Source organism: Zobellia nedashkovskayae, assembly GCF_015330125.1.
GTDB lineage: Bacteria > Bacteroidota > Bacteroidia > Flavobacteriales > Flavobacteriaceae > Zobellia > Zobellia nedashkovskayae.
Window position 1 is genome coordinate 2032253 of sequence record NZ_JADDXR010000002.1, and the last position, 26090, is coordinate 2058342.

19 protein-coding genes are annotated in these 26090 nt (G+C 37.3%); 13 read left to right on the forward strand and 6 right to left on the reverse strand.

Annotated features, from left to right (window positions below):
* Nucleotides 1-93: 93 nt before the first annotated feature.
* The 5 genes from secG to miaB form a co-directional block, all read right to left on the reverse strand.
* The gene (gene secG / locus IWB64_RS08560; RefSeq protein WP_155598097.1) at nt 94-450 is read right to left on the reverse strand and encodes a preprotein translocase subunit SecG; all 357 of its coding nucleotides are present in this window, start codon (nt 448-450) and stop codon (nt 94-96) included.
* A 7-nt stretch (nt 451-457) separates the two neighbouring features.
* Nucleotides 458-1375, reverse strand: coding sequence for a hypothetical protein (locus tag IWB64_RS08565; RefSeq protein WP_194533618.1), 918 nt, complete (start codon nt 1373-1375; stop codon nt 458-460).
* Nucleotides 1376-1436: 61 nt separating this feature from the next.
* Entirely contained in the window at nt 1437-1955 is a 519-nt protein-coding gene (locus tag IWB64_RS08570; RefSeq protein ID WP_194533619.1) for an LptE family protein, read from the reverse strand.
* Nucleotides 1956-2013: 58 nt separating this feature from the next.
* Complete coding sequence (locus IWB64_RS08575) at nt 2014-3282, reverse strand: sigma 54-interacting transcriptional regulator (RefSeq protein WP_194533620.1); 1269 nt, start codon at nt 3280-3282, stop codon at nt 2014-2016.
* A 28-nt stretch (nt 3283-3310) separates the two neighbouring features.
* Entirely contained in the window at nt 3311-4756 is a 1446-nt protein-coding gene (gene miaB, locus IWB64_RS08580; protein WP_194533621.1) for a tRNA (N6-isopentenyl adenosine(37)-C2)-methylthiotransferase MiaB, read from the reverse strand.
* Between the two features lie 197 nt (nt 4757-4953).
* Between miaB and IWB64_RS08585 the strand changes: the two genes are divergently transcribed.
* From IWB64_RS08585 to IWB64_RS08625, 9 genes are all read left to right on the forward strand, one after another.
* Complete coding sequence (locus IWB64_RS08585; protein ID WP_194533622.1) at nt 4954-6441, forward strand: FG-GAP repeat domain-containing protein; 1488 nt, start codon at nt 4954-4956, stop codon at nt 6439-6441.
* Between the two features lie 228 nt (nt 6442-6669).
* Complete coding sequence (locus IWB64_RS08590) at nt 6670-7962, forward strand: LVIVD repeat-containing protein (RefSeq protein WP_194533623.1); 1293 nt, start codon at nt 6670-6672, stop codon at nt 7960-7962.
* A gap of 121 nt (nt 7963-8083) precedes the next feature.
* Nucleotides 8084-10597 (forward strand): type I DNA topoisomerase, encoded by a 2514-nt coding sequence (topA, locus tag IWB64_RS08595; protein WP_194533624.1) that lies wholly within the window; start codon nt 8084-8086, stop codon nt 10595-10597.
* A gap of 111 nt (nt 10598-10708) precedes the next feature.
* Nucleotides 10709-11866, forward strand: a complete 1158-nt coding sequence (locus tag IWB64_RS08600; RefSeq protein WP_194533625.1) for a formimidoylglutamase — start codon at nt 10709-10711, stop codon at nt 11864-11866.
* 123 nt (nt 11867-11989) lie between these two features.
* A complete protein-coding gene (gene porK / locus IWB64_RS08605) occupies nt 11990-13345 on the forward strand; it encodes a T9SS ring complex lipoprotein PorK/GldK (protein WP_194533626.1) in 1356 nt (451 codons plus the stop codon).
* Between the two features lie 259 nt (nt 13346-13604).
* A complete protein-coding gene (gene porL / locus IWB64_RS08610; protein WP_194533627.1) occupies nt 13605-14261 on the forward strand; it encodes a type IX secretion system motor protein PorL/GldL in 657 nt (218 codons plus the stop codon).
* A gap of 54 nt (nt 14262-14315) precedes the next feature.
* Nucleotides 14316-15875, forward strand: a complete 1560-nt coding sequence (porM, locus tag IWB64_RS08615) for a type IX secretion system motor protein PorM/GldM (protein ID WP_194533628.1) — start codon at nt 14316-14318, stop codon at nt 15873-15875.
* A gap of 59 nt (nt 15876-15934) precedes the next feature.
* The gene (porN, locus tag IWB64_RS08620) at nt 15935-16837 is read left to right on the forward strand and encodes a type IX secretion system ring subunit PorN/GldN (protein WP_194533629.1); all 903 of its coding nucleotides are present in this window, start codon (nt 15935-15937) and stop codon (nt 16835-16837) included.
* A gap of 91 nt (nt 16838-16928) precedes the next feature.
* Nucleotides 16929-17981 carry an NAD(P)/FAD-dependent oxidoreductase gene (locus IWB64_RS08625; RefSeq protein ID WP_194533630.1) on the forward strand — a complete coding sequence of 351 codons (1053 nt, stop codon included), beginning with the start codon at nt 16929-16931 and terminating at the stop codon, nt 17979-17981.
* On the opposite strand, the gene IWB64_RS08630 is transcribed toward IWB64_RS08625, so the two are convergent.
* A complete protein-coding gene (locus tag IWB64_RS08630; RefSeq protein WP_194533631.1) occupies nt 17959-18375 on the reverse strand; it encodes a DUF983 domain-containing protein in 417 nt (138 codons plus the stop codon). The genes IWB64_RS08625 and IWB64_RS08630 overlap by 23 nt on opposite strands.
* A gap of 136 nt (nt 18376-18511) precedes the next feature.
* Between IWB64_RS08630 and IWB64_RS08635 the strand changes: the two genes are divergently transcribed.
* The 4 genes from IWB64_RS08635 (at nt 18512) to IWB64_RS08650 (ending at nt 26089) form a co-directional block, all read left to right on the forward strand.
* Nucleotides 18512-20419 carry an ABC-F family ATP-binding cassette domain-containing protein gene (locus tag IWB64_RS08635; RefSeq protein WP_194533632.1) on the forward strand — a complete coding sequence of 636 codons (1908 nt, stop codon included), beginning with the start codon at nt 18512-18514 and terminating at the stop codon, nt 20417-20419.
* Between the two features lie 184 nt (nt 20420-20603).
* Complete coding sequence (locus IWB64_RS08640; RefSeq protein WP_194533633.1) at nt 20604-21473, forward strand: leucine-rich repeat domain-containing protein; 870 nt, start codon at nt 20604-20606, stop codon at nt 21471-21473.
* Between the two features lie 174 nt (nt 21474-21647).
* A complete protein-coding gene (locus IWB64_RS08645) occupies nt 21648-22784 on the forward strand; it encodes an efflux RND transporter periplasmic adaptor subunit (RefSeq protein WP_194533634.1) in 1137 nt (378 codons plus the stop codon).
* Entirely contained in the window at nt 22784-26089 is a 3306-nt protein-coding gene (locus IWB64_RS08650; RefSeq protein ID WP_194533635.1) for an efflux RND transporter permease subunit, read from the forward strand. Before IWB64_RS08645 ends, IWB64_RS08650 begins: the two co-directional genes overlap by 1 nt.
* The last annotated feature ends 1 nt before the right edge of the window (nt 26090 follow it).

Consider the following 26090-nt stretch of genomic DNA (forward strand, 5'->3'; position numbering starts at 1 on the left):
GCCATTACATGAAAACTGACACATTGTTAAACCAAAAATGCCAGCTTGTCACTAAGCTGGCATTTTTGTATGTTATTATTTGGAATTTCTAAGCTATTCGGCAGGCGTACTTACCGGAGCAGGTGCCTGTTCTGGCAAAGCTTCTGGAACTGTTTCCGGAACAACGGTCTCAATGCCGTCTCCGTTTAAAAGTTTTGAATCGGTGTCACTGAAGTTACCTTTAAGAGCAACGTTAGATGCCAATATAAGAACTACTAGTAATATGGATAATGTCCAAGTACTTTTATCTAGGAAATCACCTGTCTTTTTTACACCACCTACAATTTGACTGCCACCGCCACCAAAAGAAGACGATAACCCGCCACCTTTAGGATTTTGCACCATGATGACTAGGATTAGCAAAAAGCAGACTATAACAATGAGGATTAAAAATATGGTAAACGTACTCATAACTACTTTACTTATTATCTTGTTGTAACTTTTCTACCGCTTTTATTCGGTCTGCAAAGAAACCACTTTTTTCCGGATATTTCAAACTTAAAATTTTATAAGATTGAATCGCTTTTTTATACTTTTTCTGTTCTAGATAAACCTTGGCCAAAGTTTCTGTCATCAGCTCTTTCTTATCTAGGGTGACAGAAGTTTCAATCACAACCTTTTGAACGTCTTTATTTGGATTGATTTTTGGATTATCTGCAATGAATTTATCAATTAGGTCAAACTTTTTTCTCTTTAAAATCTCTTCTTCTAAAGGAAATGCAATTGCCTCTGGCTCCTCAACAGGTTTTGTCGTCGGTGTTTCTTCATCATCTCTGTTAACCGATTTAAATGTGGTGAGTTGCAGCCATTCTGCAAACGAATATTTTTCTCGCTTGGTGAAAGGTAGGGGTTCTCCCAACTCTAGATTTTCTGAAGCTTTTCTTTTTGCTTCCGCAATTTCTTCGTCAATCTTAGGGTCCTTTGATCTAAAGAGTTGTGGGTCTAATAGTTTATCTGCATCGGCAGGGGTTAGGGGGATTGGAGTTTCTGTTGAACTATCACTATTTGCAGTAGTCTCAATTTCTTCGGAGATTGTTTCAGTATCCACCAAAGCTATCGTCTTGCCAGATATTTTATCAGCAATGGTATTCTGTAAAAACTCTTCTGAAGTAATAAAATCAAAAAGGACGTCGCGATCCGTTGTATAGGCTGCGGTTACCTTTAAGGCATTGTTATATTTAAAACTATTTAGGTTTTTAAGTCCCTTTAGTTGCAATGCCCGCGCTGCCTGAAAATACGGATACTCTTCTAGCACATCTTCCAATTGTTTGGTCTGAATAGGGGAGACCACTTTATCTGGGTGCTGTAAGAGGTATGTAAAATCTTGTACGTTCATTTTATAAGGTTACTAATAGGTATGTTGGTTCTTAGGGTTTGTTTTTATAACTGAATACTACTTACCAATCCGCTAGTGATGCGTTAAATATGTCTTGGGTAATTCTTTCAAAAATTGTTTCTAAAGCTTCGGTTTTTACTGAGGAAAGTTGTGAGTTTGCAGGATAATCATAGAAAAAAGAGAAGCGTTGTTCAAAATCTGCATCTTCTTTGGTTTTATTGTAGAACCTTACTTTTACCGCCATTGATAAACGGTTTTGGGCAGCGGTCTGGTCAGCCGTTGCGCTCATTGGGGATATACGGTATTCTACGATTTCACCTTCATATAGTAAATCTCCGTTTGATGAAGCCAGGTCAAGGGTCGTCTGGTTTAAAATACGGTCTTGCAGCGCTAAAGTGAAATCTCTTTCTAGACCGGGTTCAAAAGTAGAGCCAGGGTTTTGAGTGGCGTAGTTTTGAAAAGTAGGGATGGTAAAAGTAGTGGCTGTACCTACATTACCTCCTGTAAAGTTGTAAACGCCACAGCCGTTTAGGGTAAGGACTAAAATTAAACTAAAAACTATGTATGCGTTCTTTTTCAAAATTTTATTATGTATTTAAGGTTGCGGCGTTTCAGTTTCATTTAATAGTATGAGCCTGCTACAAATCGTATTGTTTTATTTTGCGGTATAGCGTACGTTCTGAAATGCCAAGTTCAGCAGCGGCAGCTTTTCTCTTTCCGCGGTTGCGCTCTAATGATTTTTTTATGAGCTCAACTTCCTTATCCTGTAAAGATAGGGTTTCTTCTTCTTGAATTTCTTCGGCAAAATGATACTTATCTTCTGTTGGGGGTTTAGGCGCAGGCATTTCTGCTCTAGGCTCTGGCAAGCGCAGAACTTCGTGAGAGTCCCTGTAGTCGTCTTCTAGCTCTTCGCCATTGTCACCATAGATTTTTTTGATGAGGCCTTCATTTTCTTCTTGAACCTTTTCGCCATCATTGTTTTTCATTAGCTCCAAGGTGAGTTTTTTCAGGTCATTAAGGTCGCTTTTCATATCAAAAAGAACCTTATAAAGAATTTCTCTTTCATTGCTGAAATCGCTTTCGGCTTTCTTTTGTCCAACAACGGCAGGAAGGTTGGAATTATTGGAATTTGGCAGGTATCCGTTAAGGGTGGCCCATGAAATACTTCTACTTTCTTCAAGTACGGATACTTGTTCGGCAATATTTCTCAACTGACGGATGTTACCTGGCCAGCGGTACTTTAGCAACAAGTCTACAGCATCATCATCCAAACGGATGGTTGGCATTTTGTATTTCTGTCCAAAATCCGAAGCAAATTTTCTAAAGAGCAAATGAATATCACCCTGTCTTTCGCGCAATGGCGGAATATTAATCTCTACTGTGCTTAATCTATAGTAAAGGTCTTCTCTAAATTTTTCCTTTTTAATGGCTTCGAACATATTTACGTTCGTTGCCGCTACAATACGTACATTGGTTTTTTGAACCTGTGAAGATCCTACTTTTAAAAATTCTCCGTTTTCAAGTACCCTTAATAATCTAACTTGTGTGGTAAGGGGTAATTCGCCGACTTCATCTAGAAAAATAGTTCCGCCATCGGCTACTTCAAAATAACCGCTTCTAGTTTGTGTAGCGCCTGTAAAGGCTCCCTTTTCGTGACCAAAAAGTTCACTATCAATAGTACCTTCTGGAATGGCACCACAGTTAACGGCAATGTATTTGGCGTGCTTTCTGTGAGAAAGCGAATGAATTATTTTAGGGATAGCCTCTTTACCAACTCCACTTTCACCTGTTACTAAAACAGAAATATCAGTAGGGGCTACCTGAATGGCTTTTTCTATAGCGCGATTGAGTTTTGGGTCATTGCCAATAATCTCAAATCGTTGTTTTATGGCTTGTATATTTTCCATGGTTCTCTGTGGTTCGGGGTGTTGGTATTTAATTGTTTTCTGAATATCCTACGGCTTCCCCAATTAGGGTGGCAGAAGTGCATTCATCCATTCGTACCATAACAAAATCACCAACTTTATAATTCTCTCTAGGGAAAACGGCAACCGTATTTTGCGAGTTGCGGCCCATAAAATGTTCGTCAGATTTTTTTGAAGTGCTCTCAATCAAAATCTCTTGAACCTTACCTAAGTGTCTTTGCGTGCGTTCCTGGCAATGCTGTCTTTGGAGGGCGATGACTTCTGAAAGCCTTCGTTTTTTTGTTTCTTCGGGAACATCATCTACCATTTTACGCTCGGCCATTGTTCCTGGTCTTTCAGAATAGGTAAACATATAACCAAAATCATATTTTACATACTCCATTAAGGACATGGTATCTTTATGGTCTTGTTCTGTTTCTGTTGGGAAACCGATAATCATATCCTGCGAAATAGAACAATCAGGAAGGATTTTACGTGCATTATCAATAAGTTCAAAATATTCTTCGCGAGTATGGAGCCTATTCATCTCTTTTAAGATACGATTGCTTCCACTTTGTACAGGAAGGTGAATGGCATTACAAATATTTTTATGTTTGGCCATGGTGTGGATAACATCCAACGTCATATCCTGTGGATTGGATGTTGAAAAACGAATACGCATTTTAGGATAGGCTAAGGCTGTTCTCTCCAATAATTGCGAAAAGTTTACAGCGGTAGCTTTTTGCATATCTGTAGCTTTTTCGAAATTTTTCTTCAATCCTCCGCCATACCATAAATAACTATCTACGTTTTGGCCTAAAAGTGTAATTTCCTTGAAACCTCTTTGGGATAGATCGCGCACTTCGTCCAATATAGACTGTGGATCACGACTACGTTCGCGGCCTCTGGTAAAAGGGACCACGCAGAACGTACACATGTTATCACAACCTCTGGTAATAGAAACAAATGCGGTTACACCGTTAGAGTGAAGCCTTACAGGGGAAACATCCCCATAGGTTTCGTCTTTAGAAAGAATAACATTTACGGCATTGCGGCCTTCATCTATCTCTTGGATTAAATTGGGCAGATCCTTATAGGCATCTGGGCCTACGACCATGTCTACTATTTTTTCTTCTTCTAAAAATTGATGCTTTAAACGCTCTGCCATACAGCCAAGTACACCAACTTTCATATGAGGACGGTCTCTTTTTATAGCATTGAATTTCTCTAAACGCTTACGAACCGTTAGTTCAGCTTTCTCCCGTATAGAACAGGTGTTTACTAAGACTAGGTCCGCTTCATTAAGATTTTGTGTTGTGTCAAAGCCTTCGTTGGCTAGGATGGATGCAACGATTTCACTATCTGAAAAATTCATTTGGCAGCCATAGCTTTCAATGTAAAGCTTCTTGCCATTAGCATTTTTCTTCTTAAGTGCCAGGGCAGAACCCTGAAGGGACTCGTCTATAATTTTCTCCATATCTATTGTAACCTTTCTAAACTAACGGGCAGCAAAGATAACGCTAAAATCAAACTGATGACAAATTGACAGGTGTAAAGTTTTTATAAAAATTCTAAAATTGGCTGTTTGAGTAGTTTAAGAAAAAACAAAACACCTTAATAAAAACAATATGTTTTGATTTTTAATCATCTTTACATTTACCATAATTAATTTGTTTGAGTTTGAAGATTACGATTGTTTATAAGAATCCCTACAATTGGTTGTTGCTTGCTTTTTTACTTTGTACACTATTAAGCTGTGAGCCAAAGCAAAAACAATCTGAAGGAGAAGTGTTAGCAAAAACGCTATGCGCTTCATGTCATATGTTTCCGGAACCATCTTTACTGCCCTCAAACATTTGGCTTTCTCAAACATTACCAGAAATGGGTTTGCGATTAGGGATGTCTAATCATGGTCCTGAATATTATGAAAAAGGTTCATCTGGAGATGTCTACCCAAGTAAGCCATTATTATCTCAGAAAGAATGGGAAAAGTTGGTTATGTATTACAAAATAACAGCGCCCAAGGAAATTGAGCTTTATGAGCAGCCTATATTAAAAGACAATTCTATATTTAAAATTAAAACATTTTCTTATGATAGTATTCCTTCTTCAATAGTTACCATGCTAGATTATAATTCTAAAACAAGAAAATTGTATTTAGGTGATGGTAGAAATTCTTCTTTAATACAAGTTACTGTTGATGGAGAAATAATTAAAAAAGAAAAGTTAGAAAGCCCACCCGTGAGGATGTCTTTTCTCAAAGAGGAACAATCTTTATTAGCTATAGGTTCTTTATATCCCTCAGACGAAGAGAGTGGGGTGTTGAAATTAGGAAACATATTTATTGACGGATTAAGGAGACCGGTAGATTTTTTGCAAAATGATGTTAATGGCGACGGTTTTGAAGATGTTGTAGTCTGTGAATTTGGAAATACAGTAGGTAGCTTGGCTTGGTATGAAAACAAGGGCGATTTATTCTATGAGAGGCATGTTATACAAGAGCTTTCTGGTAGTATAAAAATTGAATTCGTAGATATTGATAATGATGGCAAGGAGGAGTTATTAGCCTTGTTTACACAGGAAAGCGAATCTTTACTTGCTTTTTCTTTTGAAGGGAATAAGGTTACTTCTAAAAAACTTCTACAGTTTCATCCAGCTTTTGGAGTGAATGATTTTGAAATTGTGGATATGAATAATGATGGAGATTTAGATATTGTCGTTAGTAATGGCGATAACGCAGATTATTCTGAGGTATTAAAGAATTATCATGGAGTTCGTGTTTATGTGAGTCAAAATGAAGGGGGGTTTTTGGAATCATACTTTTATCCTTACCACGGTGCAAGCAAAATAAGGGTGGCAGATTTTAATTTAGATGGTAAAAAAGATATTATTACGGTTTCTAATTTTGGAAATCTAAAAGATGAAAATTTTAAAAGTATTGTTTTGCTGATCAATGAGGGAGCAGATAAGTATAAACCAACAAGTGTGGCTAATGCTCCAAAAATTGGTTGGCAAACTATAGATGTAGAGGATTATGATAAAGATGGAGATGTAGATGTTTTTGTTGGAGCTTTCGGGATAAAACTTGGTCCAAAAGAATCTATGTCATCGGATGAAAACAAAATATCATGGATGAGACTCAAAAATTTAACGAATGACTAAAACATTCTAACGAACTTAGAAATGAGCTGTAGTCTTGGGATTCTTATACCATAATATTTGAAACAATTTCAACCGGCTTAATATTTAAAAGGGAGCAAACTTTGTTAGGCAGTTCAACGAATAAATAAGTTTTTTCTATTTACATACGCAACGTATGTTAAGTTGGTGTATCTGATTTGTAGATAAGTCGGTAAGCGTATCGACTGTTTTTTAAATAAAAGCCAAACTATGAAAAAGAACCTTTGTTCACTGTTGATAGCAGCTATAGTCACTTTTTCTTCCTGTAACGATGATAAAGATGACCTTCAGGGCAATGAATATCTTGTAGCAACTCCTGTAACCACAAATTTACTTGAGTTTAAGGAGGAGGCCGTTGCGGTTACAGAACCTGTTTCCATGGTAGAATCCGGTAAAATTTATGCGTATCAAGATTATATTTTCGTTAATGATGTGCATAGAGGTTTTCATGTAATAGATAATAGTAATCCGGAAAATCCAGAAGCCATTTCATTCATAAAGCTTGAAGGTAATTATGATATTTCTATAAAAAATGACCGCTTGTATGCGGATAGTTATGGTGATTTGGTGATAATGAATATTTCGGACATCAATAATATAACAATGGTACAAAGAATAGAAGACGCTATCTATCAGCAATTCTGGTGTACCGTTGGTTTTGATGTAGATTGGCCACAAGCAGATTTTTATGATTATGGAGATTTTGACGCTAGCAAAGAGGCTATTGTGGGTTGGGAAGTAAAATCTCAACGTCTTTCAGAAGAAGAACTTCAGGATAAATATGGGGTTAACGATTCTAATGTTGATATAGCACTCAATGATAGTGCTGCGGAATCAACATCTGGCGGTGATACCGGGCAAGGCGGGTCCTTGGCTAGATTTAAAATTGTTGAAGATTATTTATATGCGGTAGAATGGTCTAGTATTAGCGTATTTGATATTTCAGATTTAGATAATCCTAAGACTCTTGAGGACGTTTATACGAACGGTGCTATTGAGACCATATATAATCAAGGTGATATTTTATTTGTAGGAGGAACACAAGGCATGTATATATATGATATTTCATCACCTGAAAAACCCGAATTTGTTTCAGAGTTTATTCACGGTACGGCCTGCGACCCTGTTGTGGTAGATGGTGATTATGCTTTTGTAACCCTTAGAGGTGGAAATTCGTGCGGTGGTACTGAAAGCGGATTTTATATAGTAGACGTTTCGGACTTGATAAACCCCGAGCTGGAGAAGTTTTATCCGTTAGAAGGTCCTTATGGGATAGGTTTCAAAGATAATTTACTTTTTGTTTGTGATGGTGACGATGGTTTAAAGGTATATGATAAGACCAATGTAAACGACTTGAAGTTGGTAAGTCATTTCAAAGATATTATTACCTATGATGTTATACCTCTTGAGGACTCATTACTGATGATAGGAGATAAGGAGCTATTTCAATATAAATATTTAAATAATGATATCAGCTTGCTCAGCACGTTCAGTTTAAAGTAACTAACTGCCAAATGAATTAAAAACGCCCCGATAAACATGGGCGTTTTTTTATACCTATTATATAAGGTATGGCCTCTAATTAAAAAATTCAATTACTTTTGTTTTATCAAACAAACCATGAATGGCTAAGAATTTAGTAATAGTAGAGTCCCCCGCAAAGGCAAAAACGATAGAAAAGTTTTTAGGAAAAGACTTTAAGGTAGAGTCTAGTTTTGGGCATATCGCAGATTTGCCTTCCAAAGAACTGGGTGTAGATGTAGAGAATAATTTTGAACCAAAATATATTGTCGATACAGACAAGAAGGCCCTCGTTAAAAAACTAGGTGACCTTGCAAAAAAAGCAGAGACTATATGGCTCGCGAGTGATGAAGATAGAGAGGGTGAAGCTATTTCTTGGCATTTGGCAGAGACTTTGAAATTGGATAAAAGCAAGACTAAACGTATTGTTTTTAACTCCATTACCAAATCGGCTATTCAGAAAGCGATTGAAAATCCACGTGAAATAAACTACAACTTAGTAAATGCCCAACAGGCAAGACGGGTTTTAGACCGTTTGGTGGGGTACGAGCTTTCTCCCGTATTATGGAAAAAAATAAAACCAGGCCTTTCCGCAGGTAGGGTACAATCTGTTGCTGTTCGTCTTATTGTTGAGCGTGAGCGTGATATTGAAGGTTTTACTGCAGAAGCATCTTTTAGGATATCAGCAGTTTTTAAAACCTTAGAAGGGAGTGTGTTTACCGCAAAGCTGAATAAGACATTTCCTTCGCAAAAAGAGGCCCAGGCCTTTTTGGATAAAAATATAGGAGCAGATTTTTCGGTTGGGAATTTAGATAAGAAACCGGCTAAAAAATCACCTTCAGCACCTTTTACAACCTCAACTTTGCAACAGGAAGCTTCAAGAAAGCTCTATTTTTCAGTAGGTAGAACTATGCAAGTTGCACAAAGATTATACGAAGCAGGTCTTATTACTTATATGAGAACTGATAGCGTTAACCTTTCTAGTGAAGCTATTACGGCAACTAAAGATGCTATTATAGATAACTATGGTGAGAAATATAGCACCGTTCGTAAATTTAAAGGGAAAGCTAAAGGAGCGCAAGAAGCTCACGAGGCCATTAGACCCACGGAAATTACAAATCAGTCTCCATCGCTTGAGCGTGATCAATCCAAATTATATGAATTAATCTGGAAACGTACCATAGCATCGCAAATGAGTGATGCACAATTGGAGCGTACCAATGTTAAAATTCAAACAAGTACGCATTCAGAACAGTTTACCGCTAATGGAGAGGTCATCAAATTTGATGGTTTCTTAAAGGTGTATATGGAAGGGCTTGATGAAGAAGATACTGCTGAAGAACAAGAAGGTATGCTTCCGGCTATGAAGGTAGGTGAGGCATTACAGAATAATTATATTACAGCAACCGAACGTTTTTCAAGACCACCGTACCGCTTTACAGAAGCATCATTGGTTAAGAAGCTTGAAGAATTGGGTATTGGTAGACCGTCTACATATGCACCAACTATTTCTACTATTCAGAATAGAGGTTATGTAGAGAAGGGTACTATAGAAGGAACGGAAAGAGCTTATGTGCAATTACTTTTAGAAGAAGGAGCTGTACAAGTAAAAAATCTCTCTGAAATGGTAGGTTCCGATAAAGGTAAGCTTGTGCCTACTGATATAGGTATGATTGTAAATGACTTTTTAGTAAGTCACTTTGCTACTATTCTTGATTATAACTTTACGGCAAAAGTAGAAGGAGACTTTGATGAGATAGCCGAGGGAGAAGAAGATTGGCAAAAAGTGATGAAAGATTTCTATAAAGACTTTCATCCTAACGTACTAGATGTTCAAGAAAATGCTGAGCGTGCTAGTGGAGAACGTATTTTAGGTGAAGATCCTAAATCAGGCCGTCAGGTATCCGTTAGATTGGGTCGTTTTGGACCTATGGTTCAGATGGGTACTGTTGATGACGAAGAAAAACCAAAGTTTGCAAGTCTATTGCCTGAACAATCATTGGCCAGTATTACTTATGATGAGGCTATGGAACTTTTTAAGCTTCCAAGAAAGTTAGGGGTTTATGAAGGGGAGGAGATAGAAGCTAATGTAGGTAGGTTTGGACCTTATGTACGTTTTGGTAAGAAATTTGTCTCATTAGAGAAAGGTGAAAGTGCCTTTGATGTAGATTTTGATCGTGCGGTTGAGTTAATAAAGGAAAAACAAAAGGCAGATGCACCTATATACACCTATGAGGATAAAGAAGTAACTAAAGGTACCGGTAGATTTGGACCGTTCATTAAATGGGATGGTATGTTCATTAATGTTAATAAGAAATATGATTTCGATAATCTTTCGAACGATGATCTTATTGAGTTAATTGAGGCTAAAAAGCAGAAAGAGATTGATAAAGTTGTTCAGAACTGGCCAGATGAAGGTATTCGTATCGAAAAAGCTAGGTGGGGCCGTCACAATATCTTAAAAGGTAAGATTAAGGTAGAGATTGCGAAATCTGTAGATGCAACAAAAATATCTTTGGACGAAGCTAAAAAGCTCATCGAGCAAAAAACTCCAAAGAAAAAAACTAAGGCAAAAGCGAAGCCCAAGGCTAAGGCGAAGCCAAAAGCAAAAAAGTAAAAGTCCTAAGTACGTGCGTATTGGTTATGAATTAATAGTTTTATAAGATAGAAAATAGAGGCGCATCATATGCGTCTCTATGATTTAAACATAAATAATCTTTAAGAATAAATGGCATTTGATTTTTTAGTTCCAGTAGAAGACAAAGTAATGGCTCACTGTGAACTATTTGCCGCCCAATCTTTGGGTAAGCATACAAGAATACATAACAAAAGAGATGGTCTTCCTGATCTGGAAAATGTTTCCATTGCCCTTTTGGGGGTAAAAGAGTCTAGAAACGCTTTTGAAAAGAAGACGGAAAAGCTAGATGTTTCAGCAATTCGTATTCAGCTTTATAAGCTATTGCTAGGAAACTGGAATTCAAAATTGGCCGATATGGGCGATATTGAGGAGGGGGCAACAGTAGAAGACACTTATTTTGTAGTAAAGAATACACTCTCGGCACTTCTTGAAAAGAAAATAATTCCCATTATAATAGGTGCAACTCAAGATATTACGTATCCTGCCTACCGTTCGTTTGACGGTATTGTAGACTTGGTGAATTTGGTTGCGGTAGACAGTAGGTTTGACTTTGGTATGGATGATGAGCTTATCTCATCACATTCATACATGAGCAAGATTATTACTGATAAGCCCAATAATCTATTCAATTTCTCTAATATAGGGTATCAAAGCTATTTTAATGCGCAAGAAGAAATAGACCTAATGGAGCGCCTCTTTTTTGATGCCTACCGTTTAGGTGAGCTGGGTTCTGATATTTCTTTAGCCGAACCAGTCCTGCGTAATGCACATATGATAAGTATGGATGCTCGAGCAGTTAGAGCTAGTGAAATTGGATTATCTAATGATTTTTCTCCCAACGGATTTACTGGAAGAGAGATATGTGCCATAGCAAGATATTCGGGAATTAGTGATAAAGTGAGTATTTTTGGCATCTATGAAATGGAAAATACCAATCAATCGTGCCAGCTGATGGCCCAGATAATTTGGTATTTCATCGAAGGTTACAATTTTAGAAGAAACGAATCGCCTTTTGAGAGTAGTGAAAACTTTACAAAGTATATTGTACCCACAGATACCGAAGAGCTTACCTTTCACAAGAGTCACCTAACAGATAGGTGGTGGGTAGAGGTGCCTTCTATACTAACGCCGCATACTAAATCAAATTCATCGGCGTTATTACCATGCACTAAAAAGGACTATTTGGAAGCGTGCGACCAAAACATTCCTGAGCGGTGGTTCAAGGCCTATAAAAAAGGTTTTAATTGAGTAAAAAAAATATATAGTATAATTGCTATCGATACAATAATTTGATTAAATCACAGTTTTAGAGTGTAGAATTAAATCATAGTATTTGCAGTTTATAACCAGAATCGAAATTTAACCTAAAGTATGAAAAAGCTATTGTTATCATCTATAGCGTTTGTTTTTTTGCTCAGCAGTTGCGGATCAAAGACAAAGGGAGAGCTAGTTGGGGTCCAAGGAAAGAAGTGGTATCCTGAGAAACCTCATGGGATGGAACTCATTCCAAGAGGATCCTTTATCATGGGAAAATCCGAAGAGGACCAAGCAAAAACTCTGAACGCGCCAACAAAGACCGTAACGGTCAGATCGTTCTACATGGATGACACTGAGATTACGAATAGCGAGTATCGCCAGTTCGTAGAATGGGTGCAAGATTCCATAACTAGAACAAAATTGGCCATATTGGCAGACGAATTAGGTCTTGGGCCAGAGGATGAAGGTATTGGCGAGTATGCATTTAAAGATGCGGATACGACTAAACTTTCGGCTTATGACAAGTACATGTTGGATAATTATGCCGGCATGGGCGAGACTGGTTTTGAAGGACGTGGATTGAATAAAGACCAAGATCTTGTTTGGGATATTTCGGATTATCCAGATGAGTACTATACAGAGGTTATGGATTCATTGTATATTCCTGAAGAAGAGTCTTATAACGGTCAGCGTACTGTTGATGTTACAAAATTGAAGTACAAGTATAGCTGGATGGATATTGAAGCTGCCGCACGTTCTAGAACAGGAAGCAGAAAAGATTTTATCCGCCAAGAAGAACTTGAAATCTATCCTGATACAACAGTTTGGATTCGTGATTTCGAATATTCGTACAATGAACCAATGCATAATGATTATTTCTGGCATGATGCATACAGTGAATATCCAGTAGTCGGTATTTCTTGGCAGCAGGCAAGAGCTTTCTGTAACTGGAGAACAAAGTTCAAGAACGATGATCAAAAAAGTAAAGGCAAGCAATTTGTAAACCAATTCAGGTTACCAACAGAAGCTGAATGGGAGTATGCTGCCAGAGGAGGTATTGAAGGAGGAACTTACCCATGGGGTGGACCTTATGTAATAAGCGATACAGGTTGCTTTATGGCAAACTTTAAACCGCAAAGGGGGGATTATGCAGCAGATGCAGCTTTATATACTGTAGAAGCCAAATCATATGAACCAAACGACTTTAATCTTTACAACATGGCCGGTAACGTGTCTGAATGGACAAACTCTAGTTATGATCCATCATCTTACGAATTCGTTTCTACTATGAACCCTAACGGTGGCGATGGGGCAAATGCTAGAAAAGTAATACGAGGTGGTTCTTGGAAAGATGTGGCTTACTTTTTGCAGGTAAGTACAAGAGATTATGAATATGCAGATTCTGCCCGTAGTTACATTGGTTTTAGAACCGTTCAGGATTACATGGGTGAAGAAGATTCAACTCAATAGAAAGTAAGAGTAGAGTAGATTAAAAGATGACACAGCTGGCTAAAAGTATTGCCTACAGTACAGGAAAACCAGTAGATAAAAATACAATATTAGTAGTATTTCAAAAATCAAGTCGGAATACTACTTTAGTAAAAGTTTTAAATACACAAATACAAATACACCATCAGATTCTTCTAGCCATAGAAGATGACGATAAACAAATCAAACAGTAAACCAAATCTTTATTATTAACATTAATTTTTAAATTAAACCTTAAATTATGGCACAGTCAAAATCAACAAAAAAATTATTCAACATGGCCTACGGCCTTGGAGCATCAGTAGTAATTCTTGGTGCTTTGTTTAAGATTCTTCACTGGGAACTTGGACCGCTTAACGGTGGTATTCTTCTCGCGATAGGTCTTATTACAGAAGCACTTATTTTTGCAATTAGTGCATTCGAGCCAGTAGATGACGAGTACGATTGGTCTTTGGTATATCCAGAATTAGCCGGTGGTGCTTCTATGGGAGTTGCAAAAAGCAACGAAGCTCAAGAAATTAAAGAAGCAGAAGCTTCATTGTCTGGTAAATTAGACGACTTATTAAAAGAAGCCGGTGTTGATGCTAGCTTAATGGAAAGTCTTGGATCTAGTATCCGTAATTTCGAAGGTGCAGCTAAGGGTATTGCCCCAACAGTTGACGCTATGGAGTCTACAAGAAAGTACTCTGATGAAATGGTACAAGCTGCAGCTCAAATGGAGTCTTTGAACAGCTTATATAAAGTGCAATTAGAAAGTGCTAGTAAACAAGCTTCAGTTAATGAAGAAGTTGTACAAAATGCATCTGCTCTTAAGGATCAAATGGCATCTTTATCTACTAACCTTTCTTCTTTAAACGGAGTTTACGGTGGTATGTTAACCGCAATGACTAGAAACTAATTAGAGATTAGTTAACCCCAAATCAATTAATTAATCAAACCTAATTAAAAAAACATGGCAGGAGGAAAAGCAACACCACGTCAGAAGATGGTCAATCTAATGTATTTGATCTTCATCGCGATGCTGGCGCTAAACATGAGCAAAGAAGTACTTGCAGCTTTCGGGATTATGAACGAAAAGATGGAGACTTCAAACGAAAAGACTACAGAAAGTAACCTAGCTTTCTTAGGTGGTCTAGAAACTAAAGCAGGAGAAGATTCCGAAAAATACGGAAAGCTTTATAAAGATGCTGAGAAAATCAAGCAGATGTCACAAGAGTATTATGACTATCTAGAAGGCCTTAAAAATGGCATGACAGAAGGTTTAGAAGATGCTACTGACTATGCAAAAATGGATAATTCTGATTTCTTAGATCAGCAATTCTTTCAAGGAGACAATCTATCGGAAGGTGGAAAGGAATTCATGAGTAGAATTAGTGATTACCGCACACAAGTGGCGGCTATTGTACCAAAAGATTTGAAAGAATCTGTAAAGTCTCGTTTCGCAACCGGTGATGAAAACGGTAAGGAATTAAAGAGAGATGGTAGCAAGCAAGATTGGATCAATTACCACTATGAAGGTTACCCTTTAATAGCTTCTTTAGCAAAACTTACGGCGCTTCAAGCAGACGTAAAAGCTACAGAAGAAGACGCTCTTAAAAGAATGTTGGAAGGTGAATTAACGAGCCAAGTATCGCTTAAGAATTTCGCAACATCATTGCAGGCTAGTAAATCTGCTTTTTACTCTGGTGAGAAGTATGATGGTAAGATTATCATTAGTAAAACAGATAATTCTTCTACTCCTGTAAAAGCTGAATTAACATTAGACGGAAGAAAACTTTCTGAAGGTTCTGATTATAAATTAGAAGCTGGTGGTGTTAAGATGTTGATCGGAGCAGGTTCTGCTGGTGATCATACTGTAGAAGGTACATTGTACTTTAAGCAAGATGGAGAAGAGATTCCAGTAGAAGTAAAAAACAGTTTTGCAACTATAAGCAAGCCTAACGCTGCTTTAATTGCTGCTGATAAGATGAACGTTGTTTATCGTGGAGTATCTAACCCAATGTCTATATCAATACCAGGTATACCTAATAACAAAGTAAGTGCTCGTGCTCCAGGTTTAAAATCTGTAAGCGGTAGTAAGTACATTATGAATCCTGGTACAGGTAGAACGGTTACTATTACAGCTTCTGGTACATTGCCAGATGGTCAGGGTGTGTCTTCTAAGTCTGAATTTAGAATTAAGGATATCCCAAGACCTTCAGGTTCTGTAAGTAAGCAGACAGGTAGCACTAAAATGCCAAGATCTAACATGGAAATTGCTACTATTGGCGCAATGTTAGAAGACTTTGATTTTGATTTGAACCTAAAAGTTAGTGGTTTCAAATTTAAAGTTCCTGGTCAGCCTACTGTAAGTGTTAACGGAAGTAGATTGAACGCTAATGCCAAATCAGCCCTTAAGAGAGCTAAAAGAGGTGATGCTGTTCAGATATTTGATATCCAAGCTTACATTACAAATAACAAGAGTTATAAATTGAAGAAAGTATCTCCGGTTGTAGTGGAGATTACAAACTAATAACAACTAGTAAAACCGGGCAATCTTTTGATTGCTCGGTAATTTAAAATATTACAAAGATGAATTGGAAAAATGCTTTAGTAATTGGTGCAGTAACATTGTTGCCAGTTTCCATGATGGCTCAGGCGAACATTTTGAACGCCAAAAAGCCAGAGGAAATAGGCATTAAGACCGAAGCTCAAAAAGCTTTGGACAATGATGCTCCCCTCAAGTATGGTTATGTAGATGATCGTGACATTCTTTGGTCTAAGACCGTTTGGGAAGTTATTGATTTAGATGAAAGGGTAAACTTTCCCTTATATTATCCTACTGACACCATTGATATAGGTAAAGATAGAAGGTCATTGTACGATGTTCTTTTGAAGAACATTCAGAACGGTAAGCTAAAAGATGTTTATGCAGATTCTTATTTTACGGATAAGCGTAAGTTTAGCGACCTTTCTAGTACGTTGCAAAAGGTAGATACTACAGATTATGGTTACGAACAGATCAATGCAGGTGAAGCACTTTCTCCTGAGTATGTGATGAAGAGAGACCTTTCTGCTGCAGATATCGAAGAATACCGTATAAAAGGTATGTGGTATTTTGATAAACGCCAAGGAGAATTAAAATATCGTTTGTTAGGTATTGCTCCAGTTGCACCAGACGTTAACTTTATCGATGATGAATCTATGAATCCAGGTGATGCAAATGTTGAGCTGTTTTGGGTATGGTACCCAGATGCACGCCAGATTTTGCACGAGGCTAAGGTTTTCAACCAGAGAAACTCCGCACAGCCTATCTCTTTTGATATGTTGTTAAACGCAAGAAGATTTAATGGTGTAATCTATAGAGAAGACAACGTTCATGGCGATCGTAAGGTAAATGATTATGTTACCGATAATGCCTTGTTTCAGTTGTTAGAAGCCGGTAGAATTCAAGAGGTCATAAGAGACCGTGAACAAGACATGTGGGCCTACTAGTCCCTAGAATATTCCAATTCAAATAGTATTGAGCGCCCTGACAATTTTTGTCGGGGCGTTTTTTTGTTTGCCAATTTTCTACCTTTGCTATATGGTAGATTATTTAATCGTAGGACTTGGTCTTGCAGGTATTTCATTTTGTGAACAATTAGAAAAAAACAACAAAACCTTTAAGGTTGTAAGTGATGCTTCTCAAACTTCTTCAATCGTCGCAGGGGGGTTGTATAATCCTGTTATCCTTAAACGTTTTACATTGGCCTGGCAGGCAGAAGAACAACTTAAGCTAGCTAAGTCCTTTTATGCGGATTTAGAGCGTAAATTAGATGTGAAGTTAGATTATGCACTTCCGGTCTATCGTCGGTTTCATTCTGTGGAGGAGCAAAATCAATGGTTTGTTGCTTCTGATAAAAAAGGTTTGGACGTATTCTTAAATACCACGATTAAGCCAAATATGAATGGCAGTATAGATGCTCCGTTCGGATATGGAGAAGTTATGCATACCGGAAGGATTGATACTAAAAAGCTGGTTTTGTCTTATAAAAAGTACCTTCAAGAAAAAGACGTGCTGTCTGAGGAGACTTTTGATTTTGATGATTTACATCTTACTGAAAATGGAGTTGATTATGGTTCCTTTTCTGCTAAGCAAATTGTTTTTGCCGAGGGGTTTGGATTGAAGACCAATCCTTTTTTCAATTATTTGCCAATGCAAGGCTCCAAAGGAGAGTATCTTTTTATTGAAGCTCCTGAACTAAAAGAAGAAAGAGCCATAAAATCTTCCGTTTTTGTTATTCCTCAGGGAGATGATATATATCGCGTGGGTGCCAATTATGAACACCATGATAAAACTAATTTGCCTACAGAAAGTGCAAAAGAAGGTCTTTTGGCAAAATTGAGAACTGTACTTAAGTGTGAGTTTACGGTTGTAGGTCAGGTGGCAGGTGTGAGGCCAACTGTAACGGATAGGAAGCCTTTGGTAGGCAGACATCCTAAGTTTAAACAATTGTATGTGCTTAATGGTTTTGGTTCCCGTGGGGTATTAATAGGTCCTTCAGTGTCAGAGCAATTATATGCCTACGCTGAAAACAACGAATCATTAGATCCAGAATTAAACATAGCCCGGTTTACTCAGAAATTTTTTCGCTAAGCTTTTCCTTATATTTAACTGCGGCTTTTGGGTCATAATGAATAAAAAAGTTAATCCAGATGTTTCTTGAAAGACGCACAATTAAGGGCATGAAAACAATCATGGTAACCACAATAGCTATAAATGAGTGAACCAATGTGGCACCAATAAATAAGAAGCTAATAACAAATGCGGCCACGGCAAAAGCAATTCCCACACCATAACTAACATACATAGCGCCATAAAAAAACGAGGGTTCTATTTTATATTTAGTTCCGCAGGTAGAACAGCGCTCGTGCATATTGAATATTTTACCCAAATGATACGGGTTTTTGTCTTCATACATGCTCTCTTCATGACATTTGGGACAACTTCCTGTTAAAATGCTGTATAGTTTGTTTCCTTTTTTTAACATTTGCAAAACTTTAGGTAAAAGTACAATTTTGACTTTTCTTTGGACGTAACGATCATTACAAAATATTGTTATTTTTCACAAACAGTAAACCACCTTTTAGGCATGATGCCTATTTGAATCTAGAATTTTTTAAAGTATGTTGAACATTCATAACCTTTCCGTTTCTTTTGGCGGAGAATATCTTTTTGAGGAAATATCCTTTCGTTTGAATGGTGGTGATCGGGTTGGTCTAATCGGAAAAAACGGAGCGGGTAAGTCAACGCTTTTAAAAATGCTTTCCAAAGACATGCCTATAGATTCGGGCACAATTGCAATGGAGAAAAACATTAAAATTGGTTTTCTTCGTCAGGATATAGATTTTGTTTTAGGCCGTACCGTACTGGAAGAGGCTTATCAGGCTTTTGTAGAAATAAAGGCTTTAGAGCTTAGATTAGATGATATAAACCATCAATTAGCAGAGCGAACGGATTATGAGAGTGATATTTATCATCAACTCATGGTAGATTTGAGCGATATAACCCATCATTATGAAATACTGGGTGGTTACAATTATCAAGGAGAAACAGAAAAAATATTATTAGGTCTTGGTTTTAACCGCGAAGACTTTGATAAGAAAACGGATACATTTTCGGGCGGTTGGCGAATGCGGATTGAATTAGCAAAACTGTTACTGCAAAGTAATGATGTATTGTTACTGGATGAGCCAACCAACCACTTAGATATTGAATCTATTATTTGGTTGGAACAGTTTTTAAGAGGATATACGGGTGCAGTTGTAATTGTTTCTCACGATAAAATGTTTTTGGATAATGTTACCAATCGTACCATAGAGATTTCTTTGGGCCGTATCTACGATTACGGTAAGCCTTATTCACAGTTTCTTCTTCTTAGGGGGGAAATAAAAGAGCAACAAATGAATGCTCTAAAGAATCAAGAAAAGGAAATTCAACAAGCAGAACGTTTGATTGAGAAGTTCCGCGCCAAAAGTTCCAAAGCCTCTATGGCGCAATCCCTTATCAAGAAATTAGATAAGATGGATAGGATTGAGGTGGATCAGGATGATAACGCGGTAATGAATTTACATTTTCCAGTGTCTATAACTCCTGGTAAAGTAATAGCAGAAATAGATGAGCTTTCTAAAAGCTATGGTGAAAAAGATGTTTTGAAAGGTGTTAATCTACTTTTGGAACGAGACAGTAAGACGGCTTTTGTGGGGCAGAATGGCCAGGGGAAATCTACATTGGCTAAAATCATGGTAGGTGATCTTGACTATGGCGGTAAAATGAAGCTGGGGCACAACGTGCAGATTGGTTATTTTGCCCAAAACCAGGCTGAATATCTTGATGGTAGTAAAACTATCTTAGATACAATGATTGATGCTGCCAATGAGAAGAACAGGAGTAAGGTAAGAGATATTCTAGGTTCCTTTTTGTTTAAAGGAGATGAGGTAGAGAAATATGTAAAGGTACTTTCCGGTGGTGAGCGAAACCGTTTAGCTCTTGCCAAAATGCTCTTACAGCCTTTTAACGTATTGGTTATGGATGAGCCAACCAACCACTTGGACATTCAATCTAAAAATGTATTAAAGCAGGCATTACAGAATTTTGATGGAACGCTGGTTCTTGTTTCTCACGACAGGGATTTTCTTCAAGGGCTGACCAATAAGGTGTATGAGTTTAAAGACAAGGTCATTAAAGAATATTTAGGTGATATAGATTATTACTTAGATCAACGTAAAGTTGAAGATTTTAGGGCAATCGAAAAAAAGCAGGAACAACAAAAGAAAACCGCCGTTCCAAAATCTAGCGCAACAGATTTTAAAGAGCAGAAGAAGTTAAAGTCACTAAAAAATAGACTTAGCTCTGTAGAGGCCGATATTTCTAGACTGGAAAAGGAAATTGCTGATATAGATCATAAACTCTTAATGGATTACGACAAAACTATAGAGGTTCCTAACTTCTTTGATGGTTATCAAAAGAAGAAAAAGCAGTTGGAGCAAATGATGGTTAAGTGGGAAGAAATTACCCTAGAACTAGAAAACTAATGGTTTTTTTGTGTAAGCTATAGTAGTGAATTTTTACTCACAACAGATTATTAGGTTTTCACAACAATATAGTGCAGTTAAACGATATTTTTTGTTTTTCATCTGGATTTAGGCTTATTTTTGTAGGGTAATTCTCAAAGAATTGCATAAACCCAAACTGTCAACCAAAAAAATAAACAATTGTATGAAAAGTCTATTTAGTTTTTTAGTGCTTTTTTGCATCACGGTGCATACGGTCTTGGCCGAAGTTCCAAACAAAGAGATGGAGTCACTAGTGGCGCTTTATAATTCTACAAATGGTGACTCATGGGTAAGATCCTGGGATATAACAGACGATGTTAGTACATGGGAGGGTGTTACGATTAGAAATAACCGTGTGGTAGAAATCAATCTTTTCAATAATAATCTTCAAGGAGTTATTCCAAGTAGTATTGGTGGGCTGGAAAAGCTAGAATCCTTGAATTTAGCTTTTAATGGCATAACAGGAGAGCTACCTAAAGAAATAGCAGAACTTTCTAAACTTCGTATTTTAAAGATTGAAATGAATCGTATTAAAGGGGAGCTTCCGCAAGAGCTTGGGAACATGAAAAGCTTAATGGAACTTACTGCTTTTAATAATTTCATTACAGGAAGTATTCCGGAAAGTATAGGAGATATTAAAAATCTCAAAGTTTTGAACTTATCCAGTAACAGCTTAAAAGGAAACATACCAAAATCTGTTGGTGGTTTAGCGCAGTTAGAAAGTTTAGGTCTTTTTGAAAACACGTTGGAAGGAAGTATTCCTTCTGAAATAGGTGGACTAACAAAATTAAAGGAACTTGTACTAGCCAATAATCAATTAGGTGGTGAGGTGCCAGAAGAGTTTGGTCAATTGGCCAGTCTGGAGGTTTTACAGATTCAGAATAACAAATTTGATTCTTTCAAAAGCCTTCATACATTAAACGAAAAGCAATTCTTGGTTTTTGACTACGATAAAGAAGAAGATAAGATAGATTTCAAAAATGTTGAGTACGGCAGAACTAGAATGGCCGACACAAAATTTGAAGACGAATAATAGAATATAGATTTCCATAATTTATTAGTTAATTTGGTTGAAGGGATGCAGATATGCATCCCTTTTTTTATGATAATTTCAAAAAAAGTAGTTTTAAGATACATTTAACTAAAGCCGCTTAAACTATTAAATAGATTTGCAGTCCAACCAACTGGCCAAATGCCCTCCTAACTTATGAATACACGTAAGATCCTCTTATCCGTTCTTGGTATTTTGTTGATTATTGCCGCGGGATTTGCTGCAATGGCAATTGTAAAAAGCAAGAAAACCTTAAGACCAAAACCAGAAAAAGTTATTAAAACTGTTTTTGTAGATACAGTTAAAAACGGAAACGTTCCTATTATCATTCCAGCAAACGGTAATCTAAGCGCAAAGCAAAGAGTAGAATTATACTCAGAAGTTCAAGGTGTTTTCAGAAAGGGTAACAAACTCTTTAAAGCTGGACAGGCATATAAGTCAGGCGAAACTATTATTCGCATAGATGCATCGGAATATGCGGCCAGTGTTCAATCCGCTAAAAGTAACCTCTACAATTTAATTACGTCCATAATGCCTGATTTAAGGCTAGATTATCCTGAGATATATCCAAAGTGGCAAAAATATCTTAGTGACTTCGATATGGAGAAAAGTACTCCGGCCTTGCCTGAAATGACTAATGAAAAGGAAAAGTATTTTATTTCCGGTCGTGGTATACTATCCAATTTTTATGATGTAAAGAATTTAGAACAACGGTTGTCAAAATATAGAATTTCAGCTCCGTTTAGTGGTATTCTTACAGAGGCTCTGGTTACAGAGGGTACATTAGTAAGATCAGGTCAAAAGCTTGGTGAGTTTATTAATACAGATGTTTACGAAATGGAAGTGGCCATTGGTAAAGCATATAGTGATCTGTTAAAGGTTGGTGAAAACGTAGAGTTAATAAATCTAAACGGAACTAAAACTTATACAGGAAAAGTGGCGCGTGTAAACGGGAGTGTTGATTTGGCTTCCCAGACAATCAGGGCCTATATAGATGTATCAGACGAAAATCTTAGGGAAGGAATGTATTTGGAGGCTAATTTAGATGCTAAGCAAGAAGAAGATGCCATTGAAATAGACAGAGGCCTTTTACTTGAGGATAATAAAATTTTTGTTGTACGTGACACCATTTTGGATATAATAGACGTAAAACCGGTTTATTTTTCTGATAGAAAGGTGGTACTGAAAAATGTACCCGACGGACTTACTATTGTTTCTAAGCCAGTGGTAGGTGCCTATGCTGGAATGCTGGTCAAGGTTTTTGATGAGAGCAACATAAAAACCGCCGAATAATGAGGAATATAATCTCTTATTTTATAAAGTATCATGTAGCGGTAGACGTCTTTGTTTTGGCTTTTATGGCTTTCGGTATATTTGGAGCATTATCTTTAAAATCCAGCTATTTTCCGCTTACGGACTCTAAGAATATAACAATTGCTATTACTTACCCAGGCGCTTCCCCGCAAGAGGTAGAAGAAGGTATTGTACTTCAGATTGAAGATAACCTAAAAGGTCTTGAAGGCGTTGATAGGGTTACGTCTACTGCTAGGGAAAATAGTGGTGTTATAAATGTTGAAATCGAAAAAGGGCGTGATATCGACTTTATGCTTTTGGAAGTCAAGAATGCGGTAGATAGAGTGCCTACATTTCCAACGGGAATGGAGCCGTTGATCGTTTCGAAATTAGAAGTTGTCCGAGAAACTATAACTTTTGCGGTAAGTGGTGAGAATATACCCCTTGCTACTTTAAAACAAATAGGCAGACAAGTAGAAAACGAGCTTCGTGCAATAGAAGGTATTTCACAAATAGAAATGAGTGGTTATCCCTTGGAAGAAATAGAGATAGCTGTTAATGAAAATAATTTACTGGCATACGATATATCTTTCAGCGAAGTTTCTCAGGCGGTAGCCAATGCTAACATATTGGTTACTGGAGGTAATATTAAGACCGATGCCGAAGAGTATTTAATACGTGCTAACAATAGGTCTTATTATGGCGATGAGTTGTCTAATATGGTTATTAGGGCTGATCCTTCCGGTAGTACCATACGATTAAAAGATGTAGCGGTCATCCGCGATCGTTTTGAAGAATCACCTAATGCTTCTTACTATGATGGTAACCTTTCGGTAAGTGCTTCTATTACGAGTACAAATACTGAAGATCTTCTTGGTTCCGCAGAAAAAGTAAAAGACTATATTGAAGATTTTAATCACAGACATAATAATATACAGCTGCATGTGGTAAGTGACCGTAGTATCACACTTAACCAACGTACGCAATTGCTTACCGAAAATGCCATTGTGGGTATGATTTTGGTACTTATATTTTTATCACTGTTTTTAAATACACGTCTTGCCTTTTGGGTAGCCTTTGGTCTGCCTATTTCCTTTTTGGGGATGTTTATTTTTGCAGGATTTTTTGATGTAACCATTAATGTATTATCGCTTTTTGGTATGATAATCGTTATTGGTATTCTGGTGGATGATGGTATTGTAATTGCAGAGAATATTTATCAGCATTACGAAAAAGGAAAAACGCCGATACAGGCTGCTATTGATGGTACTATGGAGGTGATACCTCCCATTGTTTCGGCGATTATTACCACTTTGTTGGCATTTTCGATTTTCCTCTTTTTAGATGGAAGAATAGGTGATATTTTTAGTGAGGTGTCCGTTATTGTAATTCTCACTTTAGTGGTGTCATTGGTAGAGGCACTAATTATTTTACCAGCGCATTTGGCACATTCAAAAGCTCTGAAGACTATAGATAAGAAACCTAAAACAACTATCGGTAAAGCTTTTGCTAAATTAAGGGTCATAAACGAAATGGGAGACCGTTTTATGGTTTGGATGCGAGACAAAGCGTACAGTCCTGCTTTACGTTTTGGATTACGTTATAAAGTGCTAATGTTCGCTTTTTTTATAGTTGCCTTTTTTCTCACTTTGGGATCAATAGGTGGGGGGATTATTAGGACTTCATTTTTTCCTCGGGTTGCCAGTGACCGAGTTTCTGTTGATTTGTTAATGCCTAATGGAACTAATGAAAAAGTAACAGATTCTATAATCTCGTTAATTGAAGAGAAATCTATCATTGTAAACCAAGAGCTTACTGATAAGTACTTGAAAGGGACTGGCAAAAAGCTTTTTGAAAATACCATCAAAAGAATTGGTCCAGGTAGTGCAGCGGCTTCGTTAGACATAAATCTTTTACCGGGTGAAGAGCGACCTGATGTTATCAGTTCCGATATGGTTACCAATAGACTTCAAGAGTTGATGGGCCCGGTAATTGGTGTAGAAAGCCTTATTTACGGTACTGGAGGGAATTTTGGTGGTAGTCCGGTTTCAGTTTCTCTTTTAGGAAATAATATTACAGAACTTAAAGCTGCAAAAAAGGAACTTAAGGGAATATTAGAGAATAATGCGTTACTTAAAGATGTAGCGGATAATGATCCAGCAGGTATTAAGGAAATAAGACTTGAGCTCAAAGAAAATGCCTATTTATTGGGGTTAGACCTTCGCACGGTAATGAATCAAGTAAGAGCAGGATTTTTTGGTTCTCAAGCGCAACGTTTTCAGAGAGGTCAGGATGAAATTAAAGTATGGGTAAGGTATGATAGAGAAAACCGTTCGTCCATTACGGATTTGGATGAAATGCGTATTGTAACCCCAAACGGAAACAAAGTTCCTTTTAAGGAAATAGCAAGTTATATAATCGAAAGAGGAGACGTTGCTATAAACCACCTGGAGGGCCAACGTGAGATTCAAGTTTCGTCTGATATTAAGGATGAGAAAACTACAAGTGCCACGGATATCATGAGTGAAATCCGTACAGTGATAATGCCTGAAATTCAATCTAAATATCCTACGGTTACCGCATCTTATGAGGGTCAGAACAGAGAGGCTGCCAAAATGAGTAGTTCTATAAAGGTGGTAGGATTAACCGTGTTATTGTTGATTTATATAACCATCGCATTCACATTCCGAAGTTTCAGTCAACCATTGTTACTTATTTTGTTGGTGCCGTTTAGTTTAACGGCGGTTGCTTGGGGTCACTGGATTCACGGTTTCCCAGTTAACATTCTATCTATGTTGGGTATCATTGCCTTAATAGGTATTATGGTTAATGATGGTCTGGTTCTCATTAGTAAGTTCAATGGAAACCTGCGTGACGGAATGAAATTTGACGATGCTATTTTTGAGGCTGGCCGTTCTCGTTTTAGAGCTATATTTTTGACGTCCATAACCACTATTGCAGGTTTAGCTCCGCTATTGTTGGAAAGAAGTAGACAGGCGCAATTCTTAAAGCCTATGGCTATATCTATTGCCTACGGAATTGCTTTTGCAACAGTTCTAACCTTGTTATTGTTGCCTATATTCTTGGCATTCAGTAATAGGATAAAAGTGACCACTAAATGGTTAAAAACAGGTAATGATATTACCAAGGAAGAAGTAGAACGCGCCATAAAAGAGCAAAAGGAAGAGGGTGAAATGCTAGAGAAACCTAAGCTTGTATTGAACGGTGCTGCTCATGACGTAGTCAAAGATTCAGAAATAGCGGGCAATACATCATCCAACACCAATCTAAAGAAACCAGAATAGG

Excerpts from the sequence above, each read along its gene's own strand:
- IWB64_RS08645 (WP_194533634.1), top strand. The coding sequence starts at position 21,648 with ATGAATACACGTAAGATCCTCTTATCCGTTCTTGGTATTTTGTTGATT.
- porN (WP_194533629.1), top strand. The coding sequence starts at position 15,935 with ATGAATTGGAAAAATGCTTTAGTAATTGGTGCAGTAACATTGTTGCCA.
- IWB64_RS08640 (WP_194533633.1), top strand. The coding sequence starts at position 20,604 with ATGAAAAGTCTATTTAGTTTTTTAGTGCTTTTTTGCATCACGGTGCAT.
- IWB64_RS08590 (WP_194533623.1), top strand. The coding sequence starts at position 6,670 with ATGAAAAAGAACCTTTGTTCACTGTTGATAGCAGCTATAGTCACTTTT.
- miaB (WP_194533621.1), bottom strand. The coding sequence starts at position 4,756 with ATGGAGAAAATTATAGACGAGTCCCTTCAGGGTTCTGCCCTGGCACTT.
- porK (WP_194533626.1), top strand. The coding sequence starts at position 11,990 with ATGAAAAAGCTATTGTTATCATCTATAGCGTTTGTTTTTTTGCTCAGC.
- IWB64_RS08630 (WP_194533631.1), bottom strand. The coding sequence starts at position 18,375 with ATGTTAAAAAAAGGAAACAAACTATACAGCATTTTAACAGGAAGTTGT.
- IWB64_RS08575 (WP_194533620.1), bottom strand. The coding sequence starts at position 3,282 with ATGGAAAATATACAAGCCATAAAACAACGATTTGAGATTATTGGCAAT.
- IWB64_RS08600 (WP_194533625.1), top strand. The coding sequence starts at position 10,709 with ATGGCATTTGATTTTTTAGTTCCAGTAGAAGACAAAGTAATGGCTCAC.
- IWB64_RS08635 (WP_194533632.1), top strand. The coding sequence starts at position 18,512 with ATGTTGAACATTCATAACCTTTCCGTTTCTTTTGGCGGAGAATATCTT.
- topA (WP_194533624.1), top strand. The coding sequence starts at position 8,084 with ATGGCTAAGAATTTAGTAATAGTAGAGTCCCCCGCAAAGGCAAAAACG.
- secG (WP_155598097.1), bottom strand. The coding sequence starts at position 450 with ATGAGTACGTTTACCATATTTTTAATCCTCATTGTTATAGTCTGCTTT.
- IWB64_RS08650 (WP_194533635.1), top strand. The coding sequence starts at position 22,784 with ATGAGGAATATAATCTCTTATTTTATAAAGTATCATGTAGCGGTAGAC.
- porM (WP_194533628.1), top strand. The coding sequence starts at position 14,316 with ATGGCAGGAGGAAAAGCAACACCACGTCAGAAGATGGTCAATCTAATG.
- IWB64_RS08565 (WP_194533618.1), bottom strand. The coding sequence starts at position 1,375 with ATGAACGTACAAGATTTTACATACCTCTTACAGCACCCAGATAAAGTG.
- IWB64_RS08625 (WP_194533630.1), top strand. The coding sequence starts at position 16,929 with ATGGTAGATTATTTAATCGTAGGACTTGGTCTTGCAGGTATTTCATTT.
- porL (WP_194533627.1), top strand. The coding sequence starts at position 13,605 with ATGGCACAGTCAAAATCAACAAAAAAATTATTCAACATGGCCTACGGC.